20 protein-coding genes are annotated in these 23,434 nt (G+C 46.5%); 18 read left to right on the top strand and 2 right to left on the bottom strand.

Going from position 1 to position 23,434, the window contains the following annotated elements; all coding sequences use genetic code 11:
* Positions 1–557 precede the first annotated feature (557 nt).
* Complete coding sequence (locus E2L07_RS10040) at positions 558–2,270, bottom strand: Rqc2 family fibronectin-binding protein (protein WP_134229503.1); 1,713 nt, start codon at positions 2,268–2,270, stop codon at positions 558–560.
* A 189-nt stretch (positions 2,271–2,459) separates the two neighbouring features.
* Here E2L07_RS10040 and E2L07_RS10035 point away from each other — a divergent pair, with 189 nt between their 5' ends.
* From E2L07_RS10035 to spoVM, 15 genes are all read left to right on the top strand, one after another.
* Positions 2,460–5,168, top strand: a complete 2,709-nt coding sequence (locus E2L07_RS10035; protein WP_010898666.1) for a calcium-translocating P-type ATPase, SERCA-type — start codon at positions 2,460–2,462, stop codon at positions 5,166–5,168.
* A 266-nt stretch (positions 5,169–5,434) separates the two neighbouring features.
* The gene (locus E2L07_RS10030; protein ID WP_010898665.1) at positions 5,435–6,319 is read left to right on the top strand and encodes a YicC/YloC family endoribonuclease; all 885 of its coding nucleotides are present in this window, start codon (positions 5,435–5,437) and stop codon (positions 6,317–6,319) included.
* Positions 6,320–6,416: 97 nt separating this feature from the next.
* Positions 6,417–6,680, top strand: a complete 264-nt coding sequence (gene remA, locus E2L07_RS10025) for an extracellular matrix/biofilm regulator RemA (RefSeq protein ID WP_010898664.1) — start codon at positions 6,417–6,419, stop codon at positions 6,678–6,680.
* Positions 6,681–6,793: 113 nt separating this feature from the next.
* Positions 6,794–7,408, top strand: a complete 615-nt coding sequence (gmk, locus tag E2L07_RS10020) for a guanylate kinase (RefSeq protein ID WP_010898663.1) — start codon at positions 6,794–6,796, stop codon at positions 7,406–7,408.
* Between the two features lies 1 nt (position 7,409).
* Entirely contained in the window at positions 7,410–7,616 is a 207-nt protein-coding gene (gene rpoZ / locus E2L07_RS10015) for a DNA-directed RNA polymerase subunit omega (RefSeq protein ID WP_134229502.1), read from the top strand.
* 296 nt (positions 7,617–7,912) lie between these two features.
* Positions 7,913–9,127 carry a bifunctional phosphopantothenoylcysteine decarboxylase/phosphopantothenate--cysteine ligase CoaBC gene (gene coaBC, locus E2L07_RS10010; RefSeq protein WP_053430929.1) on the top strand — a complete coding sequence of 405 codons (1,215 nt, stop codon included), beginning with the start codon at positions 7,913–7,915 and terminating at the stop codon, positions 9,125–9,127.
* Positions 9,124–11,538 (top strand): primosomal protein N', encoded by a 2,415-nt coding sequence (gene priA, locus E2L07_RS10005; protein ID WP_010898660.1) that lies wholly within the window; start codon positions 9,124–9,126, stop codon positions 11,536–11,538. The genes coaBC and priA overlap by 4 nt, the downstream gene beginning before the upstream one ends.
* 31 nt (positions 11,539–11,569) lie before the next feature.
* A complete protein-coding gene (gene fmt / locus E2L07_RS10000) occupies positions 11,570–12,523 on the top strand; it encodes a methionyl-tRNA formyltransferase (RefSeq protein ID WP_134229501.1) in 954 nt (317 codons plus the stop codon).
* Positions 12,513–13,865, top strand: coding sequence for a 16S rRNA (cytosine(967)-C(5))-methyltransferase RsmB (rsmB, locus tag E2L07_RS09995; protein WP_134229500.1), 1,353 nt, complete (start codon positions 12,513–12,515; stop codon positions 13,863–13,865). Before fmt ends, rsmB begins: the two co-directional genes overlap by 11 nt.
* A gap of 42 nt (positions 13,866–13,907) precedes the next feature.
* On the top strand, positions 13,908–14,996 hold the full coding sequence (gene rlmN, locus E2L07_RS09990; protein WP_134229499.1) for a dual-specificity RNA methyltransferase RlmN: 1,089 nt from the start codon (positions 13,908–13,910) through the stop codon (positions 14,994–14,996).
* An 8-nt stretch (positions 14,997–15,004) separates the two neighbouring features.
* Positions 15,005–15,754, top strand: coding sequence for a Stp1/IreP family PP2C-type Ser/Thr phosphatase (locus E2L07_RS09985; RefSeq protein WP_010898656.1), 750 nt, complete (start codon positions 15,005–15,007; stop codon positions 15,752–15,754).
* A 5-nt stretch (positions 15,755–15,759) separates the two neighbouring features.
* Complete coding sequence (gene pknB / locus E2L07_RS09980; RefSeq protein ID WP_134229498.1) at positions 15,760–17,754, top strand: Stk1 family PASTA domain-containing Ser/Thr kinase; 1,995 nt, start codon at positions 15,760–15,762, stop codon at positions 17,752–17,754.
* A gap of 146 nt (positions 17,755–17,900) precedes the next feature.
* Positions 17,901–18,785, top strand: a complete 885-nt coding sequence (gene rsgA, locus E2L07_RS09975; protein ID WP_134229497.1) for a ribosome small subunit-dependent GTPase A — start codon at positions 17,901–17,903, stop codon at positions 18,783–18,785.
* Positions 18,786–18,790: 5 nt separating this feature from the next.
* On the top strand, positions 18,791–19,441 hold the full coding sequence (gene rpe, locus E2L07_RS09970) for a ribulose-phosphate 3-epimerase (protein ID WP_134229496.1): 651 nt from the start codon (positions 18,791–18,793) through the stop codon (positions 19,439–19,441).
* A gap of 415 nt (positions 19,442–19,856) precedes the next feature.
* Complete coding sequence (spoVM, locus tag E2L07_RS09965; protein ID WP_010898652.1) at positions 19,857–19,937, top strand: stage V sporulation protein SpoVM; 81 nt, start codon at positions 19,857–19,859, stop codon at positions 19,935–19,937.
* 153 nt (positions 19,938–20,090) lie between these two features.
* Here spoVM and rpmB read toward each other — a convergent pair whose 3' ends face one another.
* Positions 20,091–20,279 carry a 50S ribosomal protein L28 gene (rpmB, locus tag E2L07_RS09960; protein WP_010898651.1) on the bottom strand — a complete coding sequence of 63 codons (189 nt, stop codon included), beginning with the start codon at positions 20,277–20,279 and terminating at the stop codon, positions 20,091–20,093.
* 273 nt (positions 20,280–20,552) lie between these two features.
* On the opposite strand from rpmB, the gene E2L07_RS09955 reads away from it, so the two are divergent.
* From E2L07_RS09955 to sdaAB, 3 genes are all read left to right on the top strand, one after another.
* Positions 20,553–20,915: an Asp23/Gls24 family envelope stress response protein gene (locus E2L07_RS09955; protein WP_010898650.1), complete on the top strand. Its 363-nt coding sequence runs from the start codon at positions 20,553–20,555 to the stop codon at positions 20,913–20,915.
* A gap of 21 nt (positions 20,916–20,936) precedes the next feature.
* Positions 20,937–22,610 (top strand): DAK2 domain-containing protein, encoded by a 1,674-nt coding sequence (locus E2L07_RS09950; protein WP_134229495.1) that lies wholly within the window; start codon positions 20,937–20,939, stop codon positions 22,608–22,610.
* A 97-nt stretch (positions 22,611–22,707) separates the two neighbouring features.
* Positions 22,708–23,370, top strand: a complete 663-nt coding sequence (gene sdaAB, locus E2L07_RS09945) for an L-serine ammonia-lyase, iron-sulfur-dependent subunit beta (RefSeq protein ID WP_134229494.1) — start codon at positions 22,708–22,710, stop codon at positions 23,368–23,370.
* Positions 23,371–23,434: the final 64 nt, after the last annotated feature.

Below are 23,434 nucleotides of genomic sequence, written 5' to 3'. Positions count from 1 at the left end.
TCCGCTCCTCATTCTAGAAAGATGCTTTTCAGAAGAAAATAACCATGATTCTTTCAAAGGGATCGGGAATCTAATCGTTTTTGGCCTAAAACCCTGATTTATGTTCGAGGTATGAATAATTCAGGTTTATTTTTGTTTCTCTTTGAACTGTGGATGCTTTTCATTTTAAGAAAAGTCTACCCGAAAACAAAGGAAAATTTGTTAAAGAAACTAGAGGGAAAAAGTTAATGTATAGTCTCTCGTCATCTAAGGGAGAACAATGATTACCGATTGGTACCGTGGTTAAAGTCGATTTCGTGAATCAAGCAGTGATGATTTACGGGCAAGATGACGTTATATGATTATGTCGCTTGTCCGTATCCTCAAGGGCACGCATATCACCATAATTTTCATCCACGCAGCCCTGTCCTTTCGTTGTTCACAGTCAATGGAAGGGTCAAGGGGTCTGCGTTTTTTTGCCTGCTCTTCAATCGCCAAAAAATACCCGAATAAGGCTTGTTTTGAGTGGCCGTTATCCGGGTAGATGTTGTCCCGTTATAGTGAACAAGAAGACTTTTTTATGATTGCTTCTTTAGTTGAATGACGTTCTCTTCATCGGGGGTGACGAACAAGGTCGTTTGATTCTCATAAATGACGTAGCCTGGTTTGGCCCCGTTCGGTTTTTTCACGTGACGGATTTTCGTATAGTCAACAGGGACGGAGCTCGATTGCCGTGCTTTGCTGAAGTAAGCGGCTAAGTTCGCTGCCTCCTGAAGCGTTACTTCATCCGGATCTGTGCTACGGATGAGGACGTGGGACCCAGGGATGTCTTTCGTATGGAGCCAAATTTCATCTTGCCGTCCGAGTCGATTCGTTACGTATTCGTTTTGTTTGTTGTTTTTTCCGACAATGATCGGGATGCCGGTTGAGGAAACGTACTGCTCTGGTTGCGGCGTAGTTTCCTTACGTTTTTTGCTCACCTTTTGTTTGCGGCGAAGATAGCCTTCTTCGATTAACTCTTCCCGTATGTCTTCTACATCTCTTGCAGAAGCCGTTTCGACCTGTTGAATCAAGCGCTCAAAATAGTCGATTTCGATTTTGGCTTTTTCAATTTGCTCCTTCGTCACCTCGACTGAATTTTTTGCCTTCGTATATTTGCGAAAATACGCTTGGGCGTTTTCAGACGGCTGCTTTTGTGGATCGAGAGGGATGGTGATGGTCGGGGCGTCCTCCTCATAATAATCCAATACGTCAACCGACGCATCCCCACGTTTGACGAGGTGTAAGTTGGCCGTGACTAGCTCACCAAACTTTTGATACTGCTTCGCTTTTTCTGCATCATCCAACGTTTTCTCGAGCTTTTTAATCTTATTTACGTTTTTGTCCCGCTCGTTCCGTAAAAACCGCTCAAGGTCGTGGGCTTGCTGCTTCACCCTGTCTCGATCTGCCTTCTGAAAATAAAATCGATCTAAAAGGGCGCTACATGAAGCAAAGGTTTTTCGTTCGCCTTTCATATGGGTGAGCGGGAGAAACGAAAACTGTTCCTTTTCTTCCCCTTGTATAAACGTTGGTTCATAGCGGTGCGCCGCCACATCTTGCATGAAGGTCGTAAATGCAGCAGGGAGCGAGTCGCGGTTCGCCATACCCGCACGAAAGACGATCTCTTTAGCTACGATAGGGGAAAGGCCAGAAAACGCGCGGACAAGCTGGCGATCGAGCTTACCTTCATTCCAGTCTAGCTTCTTCAAAATGTCTTCTTTTGTCGCTGTCAGCGGGTTTGCTTTCCCTTGGGCCGGCGGTCTCGTATAGTGTTGACCTGGGAGAACAGGACGGACGCTGCTTTGCGCGAGGCTTACATGTTTAATGCTGTCAAGAATCACATTCGTTTTCGGATCGACGAGGATCATGTTGCTGTGGCGCCCCATGATTTCAATGACGAGCGTCTTGTAGCTCGTATCGCCAATTTCGTCTCGCGTTTTGACCGTGATTTCAATGATCCGATCAAGGTCGATTTGTTTAATCTCCTCAATGACGGCTCCTTCTAAATGCTTGCGTAAAAGCATGCAAAACATCGGTGGTGTTGCAGGATTCGCATATTTCTCCTTCGTAAAGTGAACTCGGGCGAAGTTGGCATTGGCAGAGAGTAGCAGTTGATGGTTCGCTCCTTGAGCCCGAATCGTTAGTAAAAGCTCCGTTTTAAACGGCTGATAGATCTTTAATATTCTTCCTGTGCCGATCGTCTCCTGTAATTCGTGGACGATGGCTCGTGTCATAAGACCGTCAAAAGACATGGCTGTTCACCTCAAAAACAAAAATACATGGATACGCATCATGATCGCTTAAGAAAAGAAGAGGACTTGGCAACAAGCCAAGCTTTTCTACAGAAACGTTTGTCTCCAATGACAAGAGTATAGCATGAAATGGTGCTTGTCTGAATAAGATGGCTTGTATAACGGGACAAACTGATGTGAGGTGTGACCATGAAGTGGTATCAAATGGGAGAGGAAGAGGTAAAAAAAGCAACAGGGGTCCTTGGGGCAGACGGATTGCCGCAAAGGGAAGTCGATAAACGATTAAAAAGGGTTGGCTTCAATAAACTGGACGAAGGGGAATCGGTGTCAGCCTTGATTCTCTTCTTTATGCAATTTAAAGATTTCATGGTTCTCGTCCTTCTTGCAGCTACGCTTATTTCGGGCTTGCTTGGAGAATATATTGACGCTATTACCATCATTTTAATTATTCTACTAAATGGCGTCCTCGGATTTATTCAGGAACGAAAGGCAGAAAAATCCCTTTCGGCGTTAAAAGAATTATCAGCACCGCAAATGGTCGTTTTACGTGATGGCAAATGGTTAAAGGTTCCAGCCGCTACTGTTGTCCCTGGCGATGTAGTGAAACTAACAAGCGGTGACCGAGTTGGGGCGGATATCCGCTTACTTGAAACGGCAAGCCTTCGCATTGAGGAGTCCTCTTTAACAGGTGAGTCGCTTCCCGTTCATAAGCATGGGGACAGAATGGAGCAGACCGACTTACAGCTAGGCGACCAAGCGAACATGGCGTTTATGGGTACCCTTGTCACCGAGGGGCAAGGAATAGGGATTGTGGTAGCAACAGGAATGAAAACTGAGATGGGCAAAATCGCTCACCTGTTGCAAACGACGGAAACGGTCATTACGCCGTTACAACGAAAGCTTGAGCAACTAGGGAAAGTGTTGATCGCTGTTGCGCTTTTACTTACGGCAATGGTTGTCGTCATTGGGGTCATACAGGGTCATGATGCGTACACAATGTTTCTTGCCGGAGTTTCCCTTGCCGTGGCTGCAATCCCAGAAGGATTACCGGCTATCGTGACCGTTGCCCTTGCCCTAGGGGTGCAGCGGATGATCAAGAGAAGAGCAATTGTCCGAAAGCTGCCCGCTGTGGAAACGCTCGGCTGTGCCTCCGTCATTTGCTCTGATAAAACAGGCACGCTCACGCAAAATAAAATGACGGTGACGCAAGTATGGGCAAGTGGTGAAACATGGCATGTGTCAGGGACGGGCTATGAGCCCCATGGTCTTTTTACGAAAGGGAAAAAAGAAACGGACCCGAAAAGGCACCGGAGTTTACATCTCTTGCTCTCTTACGGGCTCTTATGCAATAATTCACAGTTGAAGCAGCGGACGGTAAAAAAAGGGATGCTGAAAACAAAGGAAAGCACAGCCTACCACATCGAAGGCGATCCGACGGAAGGGGCCCTGTTAGTTGCCGCCATGAAGGCAGGCTTCTCCCGGGAACAATTAGATAGACAGTTTAAAAGGCTGAAAGAATTTCCGTTCGAATCGACCCGCAAAATGATGAGCGTCGTTGTTGAAAATGAGAAAGGGCAGCGTTTTGTCGTGGCGAAGGGTGCACCCGATGTCATCTTACAGGTGAGTAAAAAAATCCGTTATCGCGGAGAGCAGGAAGCGTTAACCCCCAAACGCCGGGAAGAGGTAGAGCGGACGATTCAAACGATGGCATCACAGGCGCTACGAACGATTGCCGTTGCCTACAGACCGCTCAGGCCAAATGAGTCGGTAGACGAAGCTTATGAAGCAGAGTGTGACCTTACGTTTATCGGTTTACAAGGGATGATCGATCCTCCACGTGAAGAAGTGTTTGATTCGATTGAAGAATGCCGTCAAGCAGGAATTAAAACCGTTATGATTACAGGTGATCACCGGCTTACGGCGGCTGCGATAGCGAAAAAGCTTGGCATTTTACCCGCTGGAGGGAAAGTCATAGATGGGACGGAGCTTAACCACTTAACAGATCGTAGGCTAACCGAGATGGTCGATCAAATCTACGTATACGCAAGAGTTTCTCCCGAACATAAATTGAAGATTGTCAAGGCCATGCAGGAGCGGGGCCACATTGTAGCCATGACAGGCGATGGAGTCAACGACGCTCCAGCGATCAAAGCAGCGAATATCGGGATTGCCATGGGGATTACGGGAACGGATGTAGCAAAAGAGGCCTCTTCCCTTATTTTGAGCGATGATAACTTTGCGACGATTCGCGCCGCCATTCGCGAAGGGCGGAACATTTACGATAACATTCGCAAGTTCATTCGCTACATGCTTGCGTCAAACGTAGGGGAAATACTTGTTATGCTGTTTGCCATGTTGCTCGGCATGCCTTTGCCGCTCGTTGCGACGCAAATTCTCTGGATTAATCTCGTGACTGATGGTTTGCCTGCAATGGCGCTCGGGATGGATCAGCCCGAAGGAAACGTTATGAAGCGGCCGCCCCGCCATCCGCGAGAAGGGATATTTGCTAGGGGGCTTGCATGGAAAATCGTGAGCCGGGGATTTATGATTGGCGTTGTCACATTGGCCGCTTTCTGGCTGACGTTACAAGCGAATCCAGACGATTTGACTAGAGCTCAGTCCGTGGCCTTTGTTACCCTTGTGATGGCTCAGCTCATTCACGTGTTTGATTGCCGAAGTGAATATTCGGTTTTTCACCGTAACCCATTTGAGAACAAATATTTAGTCCTAGCGGTACTTTCGTCCGTTTTATTAATGCTGATCGTGATCTATTACCCTCCATTACAGCAAGTGTTCCATACCGTTCCGTTAACCGGGCGTGAATGGTTACTCATTATCGGAATGGCTGCAATTCCAACCGTCGTTTTAGGAGGATTTCGCTTACTAAAGGCAAAATAAATAGAGGGCTAGCCTGCGTTCCAGAGAAAACGAAAATAGGTGGAGCCAGGCTTTCCTTATGCCATCAGGTTCATCAAAGGATGATAGAAGGCGGAGTTTCGAATGTTTTTCACAAACGCTCATTTCTCTTCGTGCAAGAGAGGGGGAAAAGTGCCGTTTTCAGCTGTTTTCTACTGTCATCTCGATTTTTCTCAAGCAAGCGACGTTATCTTTACTTGTTTGAGCCCATATGATTTTGTTAAAATAACGTTGTGGATGTGATAGACATGATAGCAAGCATGACAGGGTATGGGTTCGCTTCGATTGAAGGCGATGCATTTAAAGCAACGGTTGAGCTTCGATCAGTCAACCATCGCTTTTTTGAATGGAATTGCCGCCTGCCGAGACCATTATCTTTCTTAGAAGAAGAGCTGAAAAAAATCGCGAAAAATGCTGTGCAACGCGGAAAGCTTGATGTTTTTATTAAAATAGAAGGAGAAGCGTTGACAAAAAGAGAACTTGAAGTCGATTGGGATCTGCTCAAACAATATGAGGCAGCTTCACGAAAAATCGCTCAGACCATTAATCAGGAGCATGTGCTCGATATTCCCTCTCTGCTCTTTTCTGACCAGCTTGTCCAAGTCAATGAGGCAGGGGAAGTGGATGAAGAGCTTATCCAGGTGATCAAACAAGCAATGGAGAAAGCGGTTCACGATTTGCGACACATGCGGATGGAGGAAGGAAGCCACTTAAAACAAGATCTTGACGTTCGCCTTAACATCATGAGTGAGCTTGTCGAACAAATTGATACGTACAGTCCAGAGGTGGTTGATCATTACCGGGACAAGTTGCGAAAGCGGGTCAATGAATTTTTATCGGGCTTTGAGAGCCAGTTGGATGAAAGTAGGCTTCTGGCTGAGGTGGCCCTTTTTGCAGAAAAAAGTGATATTTCGGAAGAACTTACGCGACTTCGTTCTCATATTGAGCAATTCGCGAACATTCTCTCAGGCGGGGGCGTTGTAGGAAGAAAGCTTGATTTCCTTGTACAAGAAATGAACCGAGAAGCGAACACGATCGGTTCAAAGGCCAACCATTTGGCGATTCGCAGACATGTGGTTGAGATGAAGAGTGAAATAGAGAAAATGAAAGAACAAGTGCAAAATATTGAATAACATGCTAGAATAATAAGATTGTGACAAGTATAGGAACGGTCATGATTGGCAAAATTGATGAGAGTAGCGAGGCGCTCTCCAAAGGCAGGGGAAACGAATGAACATTAAATTAATCAATATCGGTTTTGGTAACATTGTATCAGCGAACAGAATCATTTCAATCGTCAGCCCAGAATCCGCTCCAATTAAACGGATCATTCAAGAGGCGCGAGACCGAAACATGCTGATCGATGCCACGTACGGGCGAAGAACGCGTGCGGTCATAATTGCCGATAGCGATCACGTCATTCTTAGCGCAGTACAACCTGAAACCGTGGCCCAGCGTTTAACGAGCAAAGATGATTTAGAAGGCGAAGCATAACGCCCGTCTGTACATAATGATTATAAGGTAGGACTTAGGCGCAGACGCAATGCCCGTTCCGAAAACGAACGATGACGAATGCGCCTTCTGTTTTCTTTTTAGGGAGGTTCATCATGGAAAAAGAGAAAGGTTTGCTTATCGTCCTTTCCGGCCCCGCTGGTGTGGGAAAGGGAACGGTGTGCAGTGCACTTCGAAAGCATGACACAAACATTCAATACTCCGTTTCTGCGACGACGAGAGCTCCTCGTAAAGGAGAGGTGGACGGCGTGAACTACTTTTTCAAGTCGCGGGAACAGTTTGAAGCGATGATTGAAAAAGAAGAGCTTCTGGAGTGGGCCGAGTATGTAGGGAACTATTACGGCACGCCGATCCAATATGTCCGCGAAACGATTGATAGCGGAAAGGACATTATTCTTGAAATCGAGGTACAGGGTGCTCTCAAAGTACGCGAACGATTTCCAGAGGGTGTGTTTATTTTCTTAATGCCACCAAGCTTGGCGGAGTTGCGCAGTCGTATTGTAGGCCGCGGCACGGAGACAGAAGAAGTCATCAATAAGCGAATGAACGTCGCTAAAGAAGAAATAGAAATGATGAAAAAATACGATTATGTCGTCGAAAATGACGAAGTGGAGCTAGCGGTTGACCGCATCAAAGCAATCGTCACCGCTGAGCATTGCAAACGAGAACGTTTGATTGAAAAGTACCATCAACTAGTGGAGGTAGAATAACATGCTTTATCCGTCAATTGATTCACTTATGGACAAATTAGATTCTAAATATACCCTTGTGATAGTATCTGCAAAACGTGCACGAGAACTGAAGGAAGACGACCAACGCGGACCGCTTGTAGGAAAGCCAAAATCGTTCAAGCCAGTTGGTGTCGCTCTTGAAGAAATCGCGGAAGATCACCTTCAGTACGAACGGAAAGAACAGTAAAAGCAAGTAGGACAGGCAACCTATCCATTATGGCTTAGGTTGTTTTCTTATACTGTCAAACACTTATTTTTAGGCTCTACAATAAATGTTGGGGTTTTTGCACAAAAGAGGGCAAAAAAGGGCCGTATTAAAACCAAAGGCTTTCGCGATTTGGTGATGAGCCAAGCGTTTCTATCACTTTAATTATGGAAGGATTAAAGAATACGAAAAACGCCGCTCTGGCTAGTAAAGCTTGGCGGTAAGCTAAGCTCTTCTCATGTGAAAGTCTGAGATCAGAACAAAATGGGGGATAGGACATGCTACAAGGGAAACGCGTCGTTTTAGGTGTATCAGGAGGGATTGCCGCGTTTAAATCAGCCGCTTTCGCGAGTAAGCTCGTCCAAGCAGGTGCTGAAGTGAAGGTTGTCATGACAGAGGGGGCGAAAAAATTTGTCACTCCGCTCACGTTCCAAGCATTGACCCGGCATCCGGTCTACGATGACACATTTTCAGAACCAGATCCGAGCGAAATTGCTCATATTCAGCTTGCCGATTGGGCAGACGTGATCATCATTGCGCCAGCGACGGCCAACTTGATCGGTAAATTAGCCAACGGGGTTGCAGATGACATGCTCTCAACGATGTTATTGGCAACGAAAGCACCCATTTATCTCGCACCAGCGATGAATGTCAACATGTATGAACACCCTGCCGTGCAACGAAATATGCAGCAGCTCGCGAAGGATGGCTATCGGCTGCTGGAGCCGGGTGCTGGTTATTTAGCTTGTGGCTGGATCGGAAAAGGGCGTATGCCTGAACCGGAAGATTTGTTGAAAACAATCGAAGTCCACTTTACCCCACCATCGTCAAGCTTAGCGGGGAAAAAGATCGTGATCACTGCTGGGCCGACGCAGGAAACAATTGATCCTATCCGTTTTTTTACGAATCGCTCGTCAGGAAAAATGGGGTATGCGTTAGCGAAAGCAGCGCGAGACTTTGGTGGAAACGTAACGCTCATTTCTGGACCAACTTCACTAGAAAAGCCCGATGGGGTTAGCGTCGTGAATGTCAAATCTGCACAAGACATGTATGAAGCGGTCTTGGCTGAATTCTCCGATGCCGATGTCGTAATCAAAACAGCAGCCGTGGCTGATTATCGCCCGAGGGTAGTCCATGAGCAGAAAGTGAAAAAGAAGGACGGCGACTGGGTGATTGAACTTGAACGAACGGTTGACATTTTAAAGACGTTAGGCGAAAAGAAAGAAAGCCAATTCCTCGTTGGTTTTGCAGCAGAATCGCAAGAAGTAGAAACATACGCACAAAAAAAACTAAAAGAAAAAAACGCAGATATGATTGTGGCGAACAATGTAACCGAGGAAGGAGCAGGGTTTCAAATCGATACGAACCGAGTGACGGTTTATTTTAAGCAAGGAGACGTGAAGCCTTTGCCATTGATGACAAAAGACGAAGTGGCACACTGTCTGATCATGATGATTAGCGAACAATTGGAAAAAGGAAGAGAGAACCAATGATCGTTGAAGTCGTCGTCGATGTGCCAACGATGCAAACCGACCGTCGGTACGATTACCTTGTACCAGAACGACTGGAGTCGATCATTGAGTCCGGATTGCGTGTCGTTGTGCCTTTTGGACCAAGGAAGGTTCAAGGGTTTGTTCTGGCGGTGAAGCACGAATCTAGCGTGAATAAAGGTAAATTAAAAGAGTTGGCGGATGTCCTTGACGGTAAGCCCGTCCTGACACAGGAACTACTGGAGTTAGGGGAATGGCTAACGGATGAGACGCTCTGCTTTCAAGTATCTGCTTACCAGGCGATGCTGCCAGCTGCGATGCGGACAAAGGTGATCAAACAGCTACGTTTGCTGACCGAAGTGGACAAGCTTCCGAGCGCTATCCGACCTTATTTTCAAACGCAAGACGCCATAACGTGGGAAACGCTTGCCAACGAAAGAAAAGAAGTGCTACAGCATGTGAAATCGGCATTGAACGAGCAGTTGCTTGAATGGACGTATGTAGTTGAAGACAAGGGTCGAAAAAAAACAGAGCGAATCACCGTCCAATTAAGTCACGTAAACAAAGACGAAGGACTTGAACAGATTCCGAAACGAGCGAAAAAGCAGCGGGACATGTGGTTGTTCTTAGCCGAGCAAGGCGGTCGTTATCCGTCCCTCTCGTTAATTGAAGCGCTAGAGACAACGCGAGCAACCTTAAAGGGACTTATGGATAAAGGGCTAGTGAAGGAAATTGAGGAAGAAGTTTATCGCGACCCGTTTCTTGAGAAAGATGTCGAGCGAACGGAACCCCTTCCGTTAACCATTGCCCAACAGAACGTTGCTACGCCAATTGCGAGAAGCATCGAAGAGAACCGACATGAGCCGTTTCTTCTTCATGGCGTAACTGGGAGTGGGAAGACAGAGATTTATTTGCAAGCGATCAACCGTGTCCTCGCGAAAGGGAAGCAAGCGATCGTTCTCGTTCCGGAAATCTCCCTTACTCCCCAAATGGTTCATCGGTTTCGCAGCCGGTTCGGTTCAAAAGTGGCTGTTATGCATTCTGGGCTGTCCGTTGGTGAAAAGTATGATGAATGGCGGAAGATTCATCGCCGTGAAGTACAGGTTGTCGTCGGTGCCCGTTCCGCTATTTTTGCGCCATTTGAAAATTTAGGGATTATTATTATTGATGAAGAACATGAAAGTACGTACAAGCAAGAAGAAGCGCCCCGTTATCATGCAAGGGATGTGGCGATGTTCCGCGGACGGTATCATCGGTGCCCGGTTATTTTAGGAAGTGCAACGCCTGCGTTAGAGTCCTATGCACGGGCGAAAAAAGGGGTGTATACGCTCCTCTCTTTGACAGAGCGTGTGAACGACCGCCCGATGCCGACCGTTGAGGTAGTTGACATGCGGGAAGAGCTGAGAGGCGGTAATCGCTCCATGTTTTCAGAAGCATTGTTTTCTAAGTTAAAGCAACGGCTTGAACGAGGGGAACAAAGCGTTTTATTTTTAAATAGACGAGGGTATTCAACGTTCGTCATGTGTCGAGACTGTGGGTATGTAGCTACATGTGAGCACTGTGACATTTCCCTTACGTACCATCGGAGCAACCATTCGTTAAAATGTCACTACTGCGGCCATGAAGAGCCGATGCCGAAGGTGTGTAAGTCGTGTGGGAGTGAACATATCCGTTTTTTCGGCTCAGGTACACAAAAGGTGGAAGAAGAATTGACAAAAGTGTTGCCTGAGGCTAGAGTCATCCGTATGGATGTAGACACGACGCGAAAAAAGGGAGCCCATGAACAGCTGCTGAAACAGTTCGGTCAAGGGGAAGCTGACATTTTGCTTGGGACGCAGATGATCGCCAAAGGATTGGATTTTCCGAACATAACCCTCGTGGGAATCCTGGCAGCGGACGCGATGTTGCACTTACCAGACTTTCGTGCGACCGAACGGACGTTTCAACTGTTATCACAAGTGAGCGGCCGGGCCGGGCGTCACACGCTGCCTGGAGAGGTCGTTGTGCAGACGTACTCGCCAGACCATTACAGCATCGAACTCGTGAAGCAACACGATTATTTGTCTTACTTTGAGACAGAAATGATGTATCGCAGGCAAGGAGGCTACCCGCCGTACTATTATTTAACACTCATTCATATTAGTCACTCACAAATTACGAAGGTCATTGATGTATCGGAGAAGATTGTCCGCTTCTTAAGAGAGCAGTTAGATGACCGAGCGATCGTCTTAGGGCCAGTCGTCTCACCGATTGCGAGGATCAACGATAGATATCGTTACCAATGTCTGATAAAATACAAAAATGAACCAGAATTAAGCCGAATTCTACGTGAAATTCGTCAGCACTTTTTGCAGGAAACGAGCCGTGGCGAATTGCAGGTAAACATTGATAGACAGCCTTATCTGTTTATGTAAAATGCGACTAATGGAAAGGTAGATGGAACGAATGAAGATTGTCTTTATGGGGACACCGGACTTCTCTGTTCCGGTGCTTCGTCGTTTAATTGAAGATGGATATACGATCGCAGCTGTTGTCACCCAGCCAGATCGCCCAGTTGGACGAAAACGGGTGTTAACCCCGCCGCCGGTGAAGGTGGAGGCGGAGAAGCATCAAATTCCGGTTTTGCAACCAGAAAAAATTCGGGACGAGGCCGAGCTAGAGCGTCTGTTTTCCTTTGAACCTGATCTTATTGTAACAGCCGCGTTCGGACAAATTCTTCCTAACGCTTTGCTTGAGTATCCGAAGCATGGCTGCATTAACGTTCACGCATCGTTATTGCCGAAGTATCGCGGCGGGGCGCCGATTCATCAAGCGATCATTGATGGTGAAAAAGAAACAGGGATTACGATTATGTACATGGCTGAGAAGCTAGACGCAGGTGACATTTTAACACAAGTGACTGTCCCAATTGTGGATGACGATCATGTCGGGTCTTTGCATAATAAACTAAGTGAGGCCGGGGCAGCCTTATTAGCAAAAACAATTCCGCCGCTGATTAAAGGCGAACTCCAGTCGATTCCGCAAGACGATCAGCTCGCCACGTTTGCTCCAAACATTACCCGTGAGAAAGAAGAGATCGATTGGCGTAAGGAGGGAGAACGAATTTACAATCAAATTCGCGGACTCCATCCATGGCCAGTGGCTTATACGCTTTGGAATGGGAAGCCAATGAAAATATGGTGGGCTGAAAAAGTGAGCAGCCCGAAAAAAGAAGCCCCAGGTACCGTTATAGCCTTGGAGGAAAACGGTTTTCTCGTTGCCACAGGTGACGAAACTGCGCTGAAAGTGACAGATCTCCAGCCAGCTGGGAAAAAACGTATGCTGGCAAGGGACTTTTTGCGCGGGGCAGGAAGTCAGCTATCGGTTGGAAGTGTGTTAGGAGGACAGGATGGCAGCTAAGTCAGTACGGGAAGTGGCGCTTGAAACCTTAGTGCAAATTGAAAAAAGTCAAGCGTACAGCAATCTATTGCTTAACCAAAAAATAAAACAAGCGAACTTGGAGCCTCGTGATATCGGGTTATTAACCGAGCTCGTCTACGGGACGGTTCAACGGCAAAAAACACTCGATTACTATATCGCCTCGTTCGTCGCAAAAGGAAAAAGGAAGCTGGAGGATTGGGTGCGGATCCTCCTCCGACTTTCTGTCTATCAGCTCGTTTATTTGGACAAGGTCCCTCCCCATGCGATTATTCACGAAGCGGTGAACATCGCGAAAAAGCGGGGCCATAAAGGAATAAGCGGTCTAGTAAACGGGGTGCTTCGTTCCATGCAGCGCCAAGGGATGCCGCCGTTTGCGGCAATCGAGGATAAGGTGAAGCGTTTAGCTGTTGAATATAGCTATCCTGAGTGGCTTGTAAAACGATGGATCGATCAATACGGGGAGGAAGAGACGGTCTCTATTTGTGAAGAAATGCTACTGCCCCCGAAAGTCACCGCTCGGGTTAATGTTAGAAAACGGACGGTCGAGGAAGCGTTGGAACGGTTAGAACATGAAGGAGTACAAGCGAAGAACGGGGTTCTTTCCGACGACGCCATTGTCGTTGACAAAGGAACGATTACGTCGACTCGCCTGTTTCAAGATGGGGAGCTCACGATTCAAGATGAAAGCTCTATGCTTGTTGCAAGAGCTGTAGCCCCTCGTCCAGGAGAGCGAATTTTGGACGCTTGTGCAGCGCCTGGCGGGAAATCGACTCATATGGCAGAGCGTATGGACGGTGAAGGGACGATTGTTTCCTTAGACATGCACCGTCATAAAGTGAAGTTGATCGAAGAGCAGGCGAAGCGCCTTGGCCTTGACAATATAAAAGCCCAGACGTTAGATGCACGAAAGGCGCGTGAGGTGTTTGCGGACGAGCCGTTTGACCGAATTCTCGTCGATGCCCCATGCAGCGGGCTCGGCGTCATCCGGCGGAAGCCTGATATTAAATGGACGAAAAGGGAAGCAGACATGAAAGCGATCCGCAATGTGCAACTGGATATCCTTTCATCTGTCGCCAACCTTGTTAAACCAGGCGGGTTACTCATCTACAGTACATGCACGATCGACCAACTAGAAAACGAGCAGGTTATCGCTGAATTTATGGAGGCGCACGGTGAGTTTTCCATCGATGATACGGTTCTTGACCGTTTGCCAGCTGCTGTACAAGCGACGTGCAACATTCGTGGAGGGATGGTGACCATTCTTCCCCATCATTTTGGAACCGATGGCTTCTTTATCACTTGCTTGAAAAAAGGAACGTGACATCACAATGGGCATGGTACTATAAAGAAAGGACGTGAAACGGTGGAACAACTAAAAGTGGAAGTCGATCCAAAACAAGGGGGAGACCTTCCATCCATCTACACGCTACAGTTTGAAGAATTAGAGATGTGGCTAAAAGAGCAAGGTGAACCGAAATTTCGCGCAACCCAAATCTTTGAATGGCTCTATGAAAAAAGAGTGAAGCAGTTTCAAGAAATGACGAACCTATCGAAGGATTTGCGCGCGAAGCTAGAGAAACATTTTAACTTAACGACATTAAAAACGGTGACAAAGCAACAATCCTCCGACGGCACGATCAAATTTTTATTTGAGTTACACGACGGCTATTCCATTGAAACAGTCGTCATGCGCCATAACTATGGGAACAGTGTTTGTGTCACAACCCAAGTCGGCTGCCGTCTCGGCTGTACGTTTTGCGCTTCTACTTTAGGAGGCTTGAAGCGAAACTTGGAAGCAGGAGAAATCGTCGCTCAAGTCGTAGAAGCACAGTGTGCCATGGACGAACAGGGCGAGCGAGTTGGCTCGATTGTCGTCATGGGGATTGGCGAGCCGTTTGACAATTATCAAGCGTTGATGCCATTTTTAAAAACCGTCAATCATGATAAAGGGCTCAACATTGGTGCACGCCATATTACCGTTTCGACTAGTGGTGTTGTGCCAAAAATATATCAATTCGCCGATGAAGGGCTGCAAATCAATTTCGCTATTTCTTTACATGCACCAAACACGGTGTTACGAAGTAAGCTGATGCCGGTAAACCGGGCCTGGCCTCTTCCGAAGCTGATGGACGCGATCCGTTATTACATTGACAAGACTGGTCGACGTGTTACGTTTGAGTATGGTCTTTTCGGAGGGGAAAACGATCAGGTTGAGCATGCTGAAGAACTTGCCGATCTAATTAAAGACATTAAATGCCATGTGAACTTAATCCCGGTAAATTATGTTCCGGAGCGAGATTATGTTCGCACGCCCCGTGATCAAATTTTTGCGTTTGAACGTACGTTAAAAGAGCGGGGTGTCAATGTGACAATTCGCCGCGAGCAAGGTCATGATATTGATGCGGCTTGTGGGCAGCTGAGGGCGAAGGAGAGGAAAGAAGAAACGAGGTGACCGGGAACATGAACTTTTCATTTTTAACCGATGTTGGGAAGGTTCGTCCTCATAATGAGGATAACGGGACAATTATGGAAAAGAACGGGCAACTGCTCGTCGTGGTTGCTGACGGGATGGGAGGTCATCAAGCGGGCGATGTAGCGAGCAAGATGGCAACTGAGCTGCTGAAAGAAGCGTGGGAGGAAGCGAGCCTTTCCCCTTCTAGTCAAGAAAGCGAAGGGTGGCTCCGGAATCAAGTGCTTCATGTGAATGAGAGCCTTTATCATTACGCGCAAAAGCATGAAGAATGTCAAGGAATGGGCACTACATTAGTTGCGGCAATTGTCGATAAGGAACGAGTGACAATTGCGCATATTGGGGACAGTCGTGCGTATTTATTGAATGAGCACGGATTTTCCCAAAAGACAAGGGACCACTCCCTTGTCAATGAGCTCGTTCGTACGGGGCAAATTTCAGACGAAGAAGCTGAGCATCATCCGCGCAAAAATGTATTGCTCAGAGCGCTTGGGACCGAATTGGATATCAAGCTCGATCTGACTACCTTCTCATGGGAGCCAGATGATGTTCTCCTATTATGTTCAGATGGTCTATCAAATAAGCTATCAAATGAAGATTTTGCTCGGTACATGTCTGGTACGAAAGAAGTTAATGAAACGGCGAGAGAGATGGTACAATTAGCGAACGATCGCGGGGGCGAAGACAATATCACAGTGGCGTTAATTAAAAATACAGGTTCCTCGTCTGAAGACAGGTGATCGATATGATAGGGAAGCGAATTAGTGGTCGCTATGAAATTCTAGAAACAATTGGTGGCGGCGGGATGGCCGATGTATACAAAGCAATGGACGTCATTTTGGACCGCCAAGTCGCTGTGAAAGTCTTGCAGGCTCAATTTTCGAAAGATGAACAGTTCATTAAGCGGTTTCGCCGCGAAGCCCAAGCAGCAACCAGCTTAGCCCATCAAAATGTCGTCAGTATTTATGATGTAGGGGAAGAAGAGAACCTATACTACATCGTCATGGAGTACGTGGAGGGCCCTACTCTTAAGGAGCTGATCCAACAGCGAGGGCCGTTACCTGTTGACGAAACGATTGATATTATGAGTCAAATGATGGCGGCAATCTCTCACGCCCACATGAATCAAATTGTCCACCGTGACATTAAACCTCATAACATTTTAATTGGTGAGGATGGTGTCGTAAAGGTGACTGACTTTGGCATTGCCCGCGCCATGTCATCTGCGACGATTACCCATACAAACTCGGTGATGGGTTCCGTCCATTACTTATCACCAGAACAAGCACGAGGCGGCCTTGTTACATTTAAGTCCGATATTTACTCACTCGGAATTGTGCTGTTTGAAATGGTAACGGGTCAACTGCCGTTTTCAGGTGACACAGCCGTCTCGATTGCCTTAAAGCATTTGCAAAATGACATTCCGTCGCCGAAAGAAATTCAGCCATCTTTGCCGCAAAGCATTGAAAACGTGATTGTAAAAGCGACAGCGAAAGATCCGTTTTACCGGTACGGAACTGTCTCGGAGATGGACGAGGATTTATCAACTGCCCTCGATCCTGCTAGAGTGAATGAGCGTCCTTATGATCAGAAAGAGGATGACGAGGAAGCAACAAAGGCGATCCCCATTATAAAAGACGAGCAGTTAGAGCAAGAGGATTTCGAAAAGACAATGGAAGCTCCTCCGATCAAAAAGGTCGAGGAACCGAAGGCACCTGCAGCAGAAGAGGAAGTAAAGAAGCCGAAAAAGAAAAGACGGAAATGGTTGTGGGCGGTCTTGATCGTTCTCTTCCTGCTAATTGGGACGGGTGTTACAGCACTTGCCTTAATGCCGAGCTGGTTCCAAGTAGATGATGTGGACGTTCCGGATGTTCGAGAGAGTTCGTTTGAAGAGGCTGAAGCAGAACTGAGAAGCCTAGGTTTGGAAGTGGAGCGAGAAGATGTGGAGGACGATGCTCCTGCAGAAGAAGTCGTCAGTCAACATCCACGACCAGGCTCTGTCGTCAAACAAGGATCGACCGTTCGATTATTCGTAAGCACGGGCCCTGAGGAAGGGCAGATGATTGATGTCACAGGCAGAACGATTGAAGAAGCTCAGCGTTTATTAAATGATTTTGCCGATGTCCGGTTAGAAGAGCGGGAAACGAATGATGTTTCACCAGGCATCGTCATTGAGCAAACGCCAGAAGCTGGTGAGTCGGTTGTCCCTGAAGAAACAACCGTTACCCTGATCTATAGTGCAACGAGCGACATTGTCTTGGAAAATATGCAAGGAATGACCGAGAATGAGGCTCATGGGTATTTACAGGAAAACGGTCTTCGCACACGTTTTTCCTATGACTATTCCAGTTCTGTCGCCGAGGGGCGGGTCATCTCTCATTCGCCAGCGAGCGGGGCGACGGTAAGTAAGGGGGATGACGTTACCATTGTGGTTTCACGGGGACCTGAACCACAAACGGATCAGGGAGGCGGTCAGCAAGAACAGCCGCAGCAACCGCAGCAGCCGCAAACCCGCTCTCATCTGGTAAACCAACCGATTGAGGCATCACAAGAAGTGCAAGTTCGTATCGTCTACCGTGACGCAACGACAGGTGGGCAAGATCGAGTGTTTATAGATGAGACAATCAGTGAAACGAAAACATATCAAATTCCATTAGAAGCGAGCGCGGATCAACCTGGGTCGTTTGACCTTTACATTAACGGTGAATTCGTCAAATCATCGAGAGAGTATACCTATTGATTGATACTAGAGCTTAGCCGATCGGTTAAGCTCTTTTTTCTTGCTACTGTGAAAACCGTCTAAGTGCATGCAGGGATTAGACATTCACATTCAGCTCTTTTTTCGCTACAATAAGAATGGTAAAAACGAGAGACAAGGAGGCTTGCATGCCTAAAGGAACGATTGTTAAAGCATTAAGCGGGTTTTATTACGTCCAAAATGAAGATGGTCTGTTTCAATGTCGAGGGCGTGGAAACTTTCGTAATCGAAACATTAAGCCGTTAGTGGGGGATGAGGTAGTATTCGAAGCAGAAAACAAAACGGATGGCTACGTTCTAGAGATAATGGAACGAAAAAATGAATTGATCAGACCCCCCATTGCCAATGTCGACCGAGCCATACTCGTCTTTTCTGCAGCAGAACCGACATTCTCGCCCTTGCTGTTAGACCGTTTTCTTGTCCATGTGGAAGCGAACGGAATTGAACCGTTGATCGTGATAAGCAAGATCGATCTGTTGACCGAAGAAGAATTAGAGACGATCAAGCAGTATCGAAATGATTATGAACAGCTTGGGTATAAAGTGTATTTGACGTCCACGATTGAACAACTCGGGCTAGACGCTATCCGAAAAGCGTTTGACGATCATGTGTCCGTCATTGCAGGACAATCAGGTGTAGGGAAGTCCTCGCTTCTAAACGCCATAAACCCAGCTTTGGATATTGAAACGAATCAAATCTCTTCCCACCTAGGAAGAGGAAAGCATACGACGCGCCATGTGGAGCTTATTCCATTCGGGTCGGGTCTCGTAGCAGATACACCAGGGTTTAGCTCCCTTGATTTTATTGATATGGAACCGGAAGAGCTGTCCCACTATTTTCCTGAAATGAGAGACCGCCTCCCGTCATGTAAATTTCGCGGCTGCACCCATACGCAAGAACCGAAATGTGCGGTAAAAGAAGCGTTAGCTCAAGGTGAAATACGCGAATTTCGCTACGAGCATTATGTGACATTTTTAGAAGAAGTAAAAACCGAACATAAACGGAGGTTCTAACCACGATGATTAAAATAGCTCCATCGATTTTATCAGCAGACTTCGCCAACTTAGGAAATGAGATTCAAGATGTGGAGCGAGGAGGGGCGGATTACATTCATGTAGACGTAATGGACGGTCATTTCGTTCCGAATATTACGATCGGTCCATTAATAGTCGATGCGATTCGACCAGTAACGACCCTACCTCTGGATGTCCATCTAATGATTGAGCAGCCTGACGGATACATTCCTGCCTTCGCGAAAGCAGGGGCAGATATCATCACGGTTCACGTGGAGGCTTGTCCCCATTTGCATCGAACGCTTCATCTCATTAAGGAAAGCGGCGTAAAAGCGGGTGTTGTCTTAAATCCAGCGACACCTGTCTCCTCGATTCAGCATGTGCTATCAGATGTGGATATGGTGTTGTTCATGACGGTCAATCCTGGATTTGGCGGGCAACGGTTCATCCCTTCTGTCCTACCAAAATTAAAAGAATTAGCTTCTCTAAAAAAAGAGCAGGGGCTAACCTTTGAGATTGAAGTAGACGGTGGTGTAAACGAAGAAACGGCGAAACAGTGCGTGGAGGCGGGGGCGAATGTGTTAGTGGCAGGTTCGGCTGTTTTTAATGAGGAAGATCGGGCAGCAGCGATTAAGCGAATTAGAGGTAGTATTTGAGGAGAACGGCAGCTAAACAAGCTGTCGTTTTTGCATATTAAGATATTATAAAATTTTGTTAGTAAAGTTCGTACGAGAGTTAGCTCTAAGGACAAACGGCACTGTTGCGTTTTAAAAGCTCGCAATCACTTAGGGTCAACACAACCGTTCGAAGCGAAATGTTCATCCTCTTTCGTTCACTAGATTGGATTTCTTTCAGTAAAGGAACATAAACAAAGCATTGGTGCATATGATAGAGACAGGAAGACAAGAGCAAGGACGGTGAAAAAAAAAGGAATAGATCGAGGGGTTTGGATATAGTAGTAAAAGAGAAGGATTTATTTTCTGTTGTTTTCAAGTAACCATAACCTTTCGATCTTAAAAAAGAGGGGGCACAACCCCTTGCCTACGCGCATTCATGTGAGGAGGAGGAACTATGAAATTTTATACGATTAAGTTGCCGAAATTCCTTGGCGGGGTCGTACGGGCTGTGTTAAATTCGTTTAAAAAGGGGTGAGGAAGCATCGTCACGGTACGGTGCTTTTTCTCATGCGGGTGAGCCTTAAGGAACGAAGGACGGGGGCATTGTTACGCCTCCGTCTCCACGCCTTCAACAGATTTAAAAAACAAAAAACACCTCATGGGAAAGAGGTGTTTTTAGCCATACTTATTATACGCGCTCAACTTTACCGGATTTTAACGCGCGTGCAGAAACGTAGACACGCTTAGGTTTCCCGTCCACAAGAATACGAACCTTTTGCACGTTCGCTCCCCAGCGGCGCTTCGTTTTGTTCATTGCGTGAGAACGTTTGTTACCACTTTTTGCTTGACGTCCTGTAATGTAGCATTTACGTGCCATGATGTGCACCTCCTTATACCGAAACGATGATCATTATCATCCAAAATCATACTCGACTATAGTAGCACAGGCATTTCAGAAAAGCAATAGTTTCCACGTAACTTTATCAAGGTTTCTTCCTTGACAGTAGTGCTGAAATGGATGGATTTAAGCGAACCGTTCGTTTGCCCGCTTTCAAAAACGATAAGAGTATAGTAAAATGACGTTAAAACGCATTTGCTTTCGCGTTGCTAAGCTGTTCATGATCTTAAGGGAAAGAAGGAGGATGCACGTATGTCCATTGAAATGAAAACCCAATTGGGAACCGTTGATGTGTCAAAAGACGTCGTTGCTACCATTGCTGGGGGCGCTGCCGTCGATTGTTACGGAATCGTTGGAATGGCATCACAGAAGCAAATAAAAGACGGCTTATCTGAATTACTTGGGCGGGAAAATTTTCGTCGTGGGGTCGTCATTCGCGAAGAAGAGGACGAAATACATATCGATATGTACATCATTGTCAGCTACGGAACAAAAATTTCTGAGGTGGCCTACAATGTACAGACGAAAGTCAAGTATCAACTTGAAACCATGTTAGGGATAGATGTGGATTCGGTGAACATTTTTGTTCAAGGGGTTCGCGTGACTAACCCGTAAGTGTGTTAGGAGGAAACGTTTGTGGCAGTAAAAGAGATGGATGGAAAAACATTAGCACACCTTTTCATTGCAGGCGCCAATAATTTATCACAACATGCAAAGGTTGTTGACGCATTAAATGTTTTCCCTGTGCCAGATGGCGACACAGGGACGAATATGAATTTAACCATCACTTCAGGCGCACAAGAAGTGAAAAAGTTTCACGGAGATCATGCCGGTGAATTAGCGGCTGCCTTTGCGAAAGGTTTACTCATGGGAGCACGCGGAAATTCTGGTGTTATTTTATCTCAGCTTTTCCGTGGTTTTTCAAAGAGCGTAGAAGGAAGAAGAGCATTCACCGCTCTTGATTTTGCTGAAGCGTTAACACAAGGAGTGGAAACGGCGTATAAAGCGGTGATGAAGCCCGTTGAAGGAACGATTCTCACTGTTGCAAAGGATAGTGCAAATGCGGCGAAAAAAGCGGTTAAACATACCGATGATTTAGTGTCCTTGATAGAAATCATCGTGACAGAAGCAAAGCAATCGTTGCAGCGAACCCCTGATCTGCTCCCTGTTTTAAAAGAAGTAGGCGTCGTTGATTCAGGTGGACAAGGTCTTGTCTACATTTATGAAGGATTTTTAGCGGCTGTAAAAGGGGAACCATTGAAAGAAGGAATTCATGTGGTTCCATCAATGGACAACCTTATTAAAGTGGAGCACCATCAAAACGCGCAGAGCCATTTGGCAACAGAAGATATTGAATTCGGTTACTGTACGGAAGTTATGGTTCGTTTTGAATCGGATAAGTTGTCCACCTACCCGTTTGATGAGCCAGCGTTTCGCGACGAGTTAAGTGAGTGGGGAGATTCATTGCTTGTCGTTAGTGACGAGGATTTGTTAAAAGTACATATTCATGCCGAGTTCCCTGGTGAAGTATTAACTCGTGCTCAGCGATACGGTAGCCTGATTCATACGAAAATCGAGAATATGAGAGAGCAGCACACGCATCTACTTGAGGAATCAAAGCAGGCATTCCCAGACCAAGAAAAAAAGCCTCTTAGCGAGCTAGGAATCGTGACCGTGTCAATGGGGGATGGAATTGCTAAGCTGTTCCAAAGCTTAGGAGCAGGCGTTGTCATTCCAGGAGGACAGACGATGAACCCAAGTACTGAAGACATCGTCAAAGCGATTGAGGAAGTTCATGCGAAAAACGTGCTCGTCCTTCCGAATAACGGAAATATTATTTTAGCAGCACAGCAAGCGGCAGATGTGGCAGATGTGAACGTTAAAGTCGTGCCATCAAAAACCGTTCCTCAAGGTCTTGCAGCACTTCTTTCGTTTAACCCGTCGTCAAGCTTAGAGAAAAATGCTAATGTGATGGCGGAGACGATGGCCCATGTCAAATCTGGCCAAGTGACGTACGCTGTTCGCGATACGTCCATCGAGGGGCTCGAAATTAAAAAAGGTCACTTTATGGGCATTCTTGAAAAAGAAATTGTGACCTCAGGTGAAGACATGCTTGATGTAACGAAACGTTTGCTTGAGCAAATGATAGATGAGGACAGCGAAATTGTCACGGTCATTCAAGGTGCAGATGCGACGAATGAACAGACGGAAGAACTTATTCAATTTATTGAACAATCTTATCCAGAAGTTGAAGTAGATGAACAAATTGGTGATCAACCGCTGTATGCTTACTTGTTTGCTGTTGAATAAACTATCAATGAGCAGGAGGGCCCCCTACGAAAGCAAAATCTTTGTAGGGGGTTAATCCATGTAGTGAACGAAAAAGGTTGAAAGGGAGGCACAGCCCATGAAGTACCGTACCGTTTTTGATATTATCGGGCCCGTTATGATTGGGCCATCCAGTTCTCATACAGCTGGCGCTGCCAGGATTGGACGAGTGGCACGAACACTGTTTAGACAACAGCCGGAGCGTTGTGACATATATTTTTACGGTTCGTTTGCAGAAACATATAAGGGACACGGAACAGACGTGGCAATCGTAGGGGGAATTCTCGATTTTGATACGTTTGATCCACGGATTCCCCGCTCACTACAGTTAGCGAAAGAAAAGGGAGTCCGCGTGTACTTTCACGAAGAAGAAGCGATCACAGACCATCCGAATACGGCGAAAGTTGTGCTACAAAAGGGAGAGGATCAATTAGAAGTGGTCGGTGTTTCCATCGGCGGTGGGAAGATTGAGATCGTTGAGTTAAACGGTTTTCACTTGAAGCTATCGGGAAACCATCCAGCGATTCTCGTTGTCCATACCGACCGTTTTGGCGTAATTGCAAGCGTTTCAAATATGTTAGCAAAGCATGAAATTAACATTGGTCATATGGAAGTCTCCCGTAAAGAGAAAGGAAAAGAAGCGCTAATGGTCATCGAAGTGGATCAAAATGTGGACGATCTTTTGCTACAAGAGCTAGAACGATTACCTAACATCGTGACGGTCACGAAAATCCACGATTAACCTTAGCTATCCTGTAATATGGAAGAGTACGCATATGGATCAAACAACGATACGAAGGAGGTAC

It is taken from the genome of Halalkalibacterium halodurans (assembly GCF_004376175.1).
In the GTDB taxonomy this organism is placed as follows: Bacteria; Bacillota; Bacilli; order Bacillales; family Bacillaceae_D; genus Halalkalibacterium; species Halalkalibacterium halodurans.
This window is presented reverse-complemented; position numbering and strand designations above follow the sequence as displayed.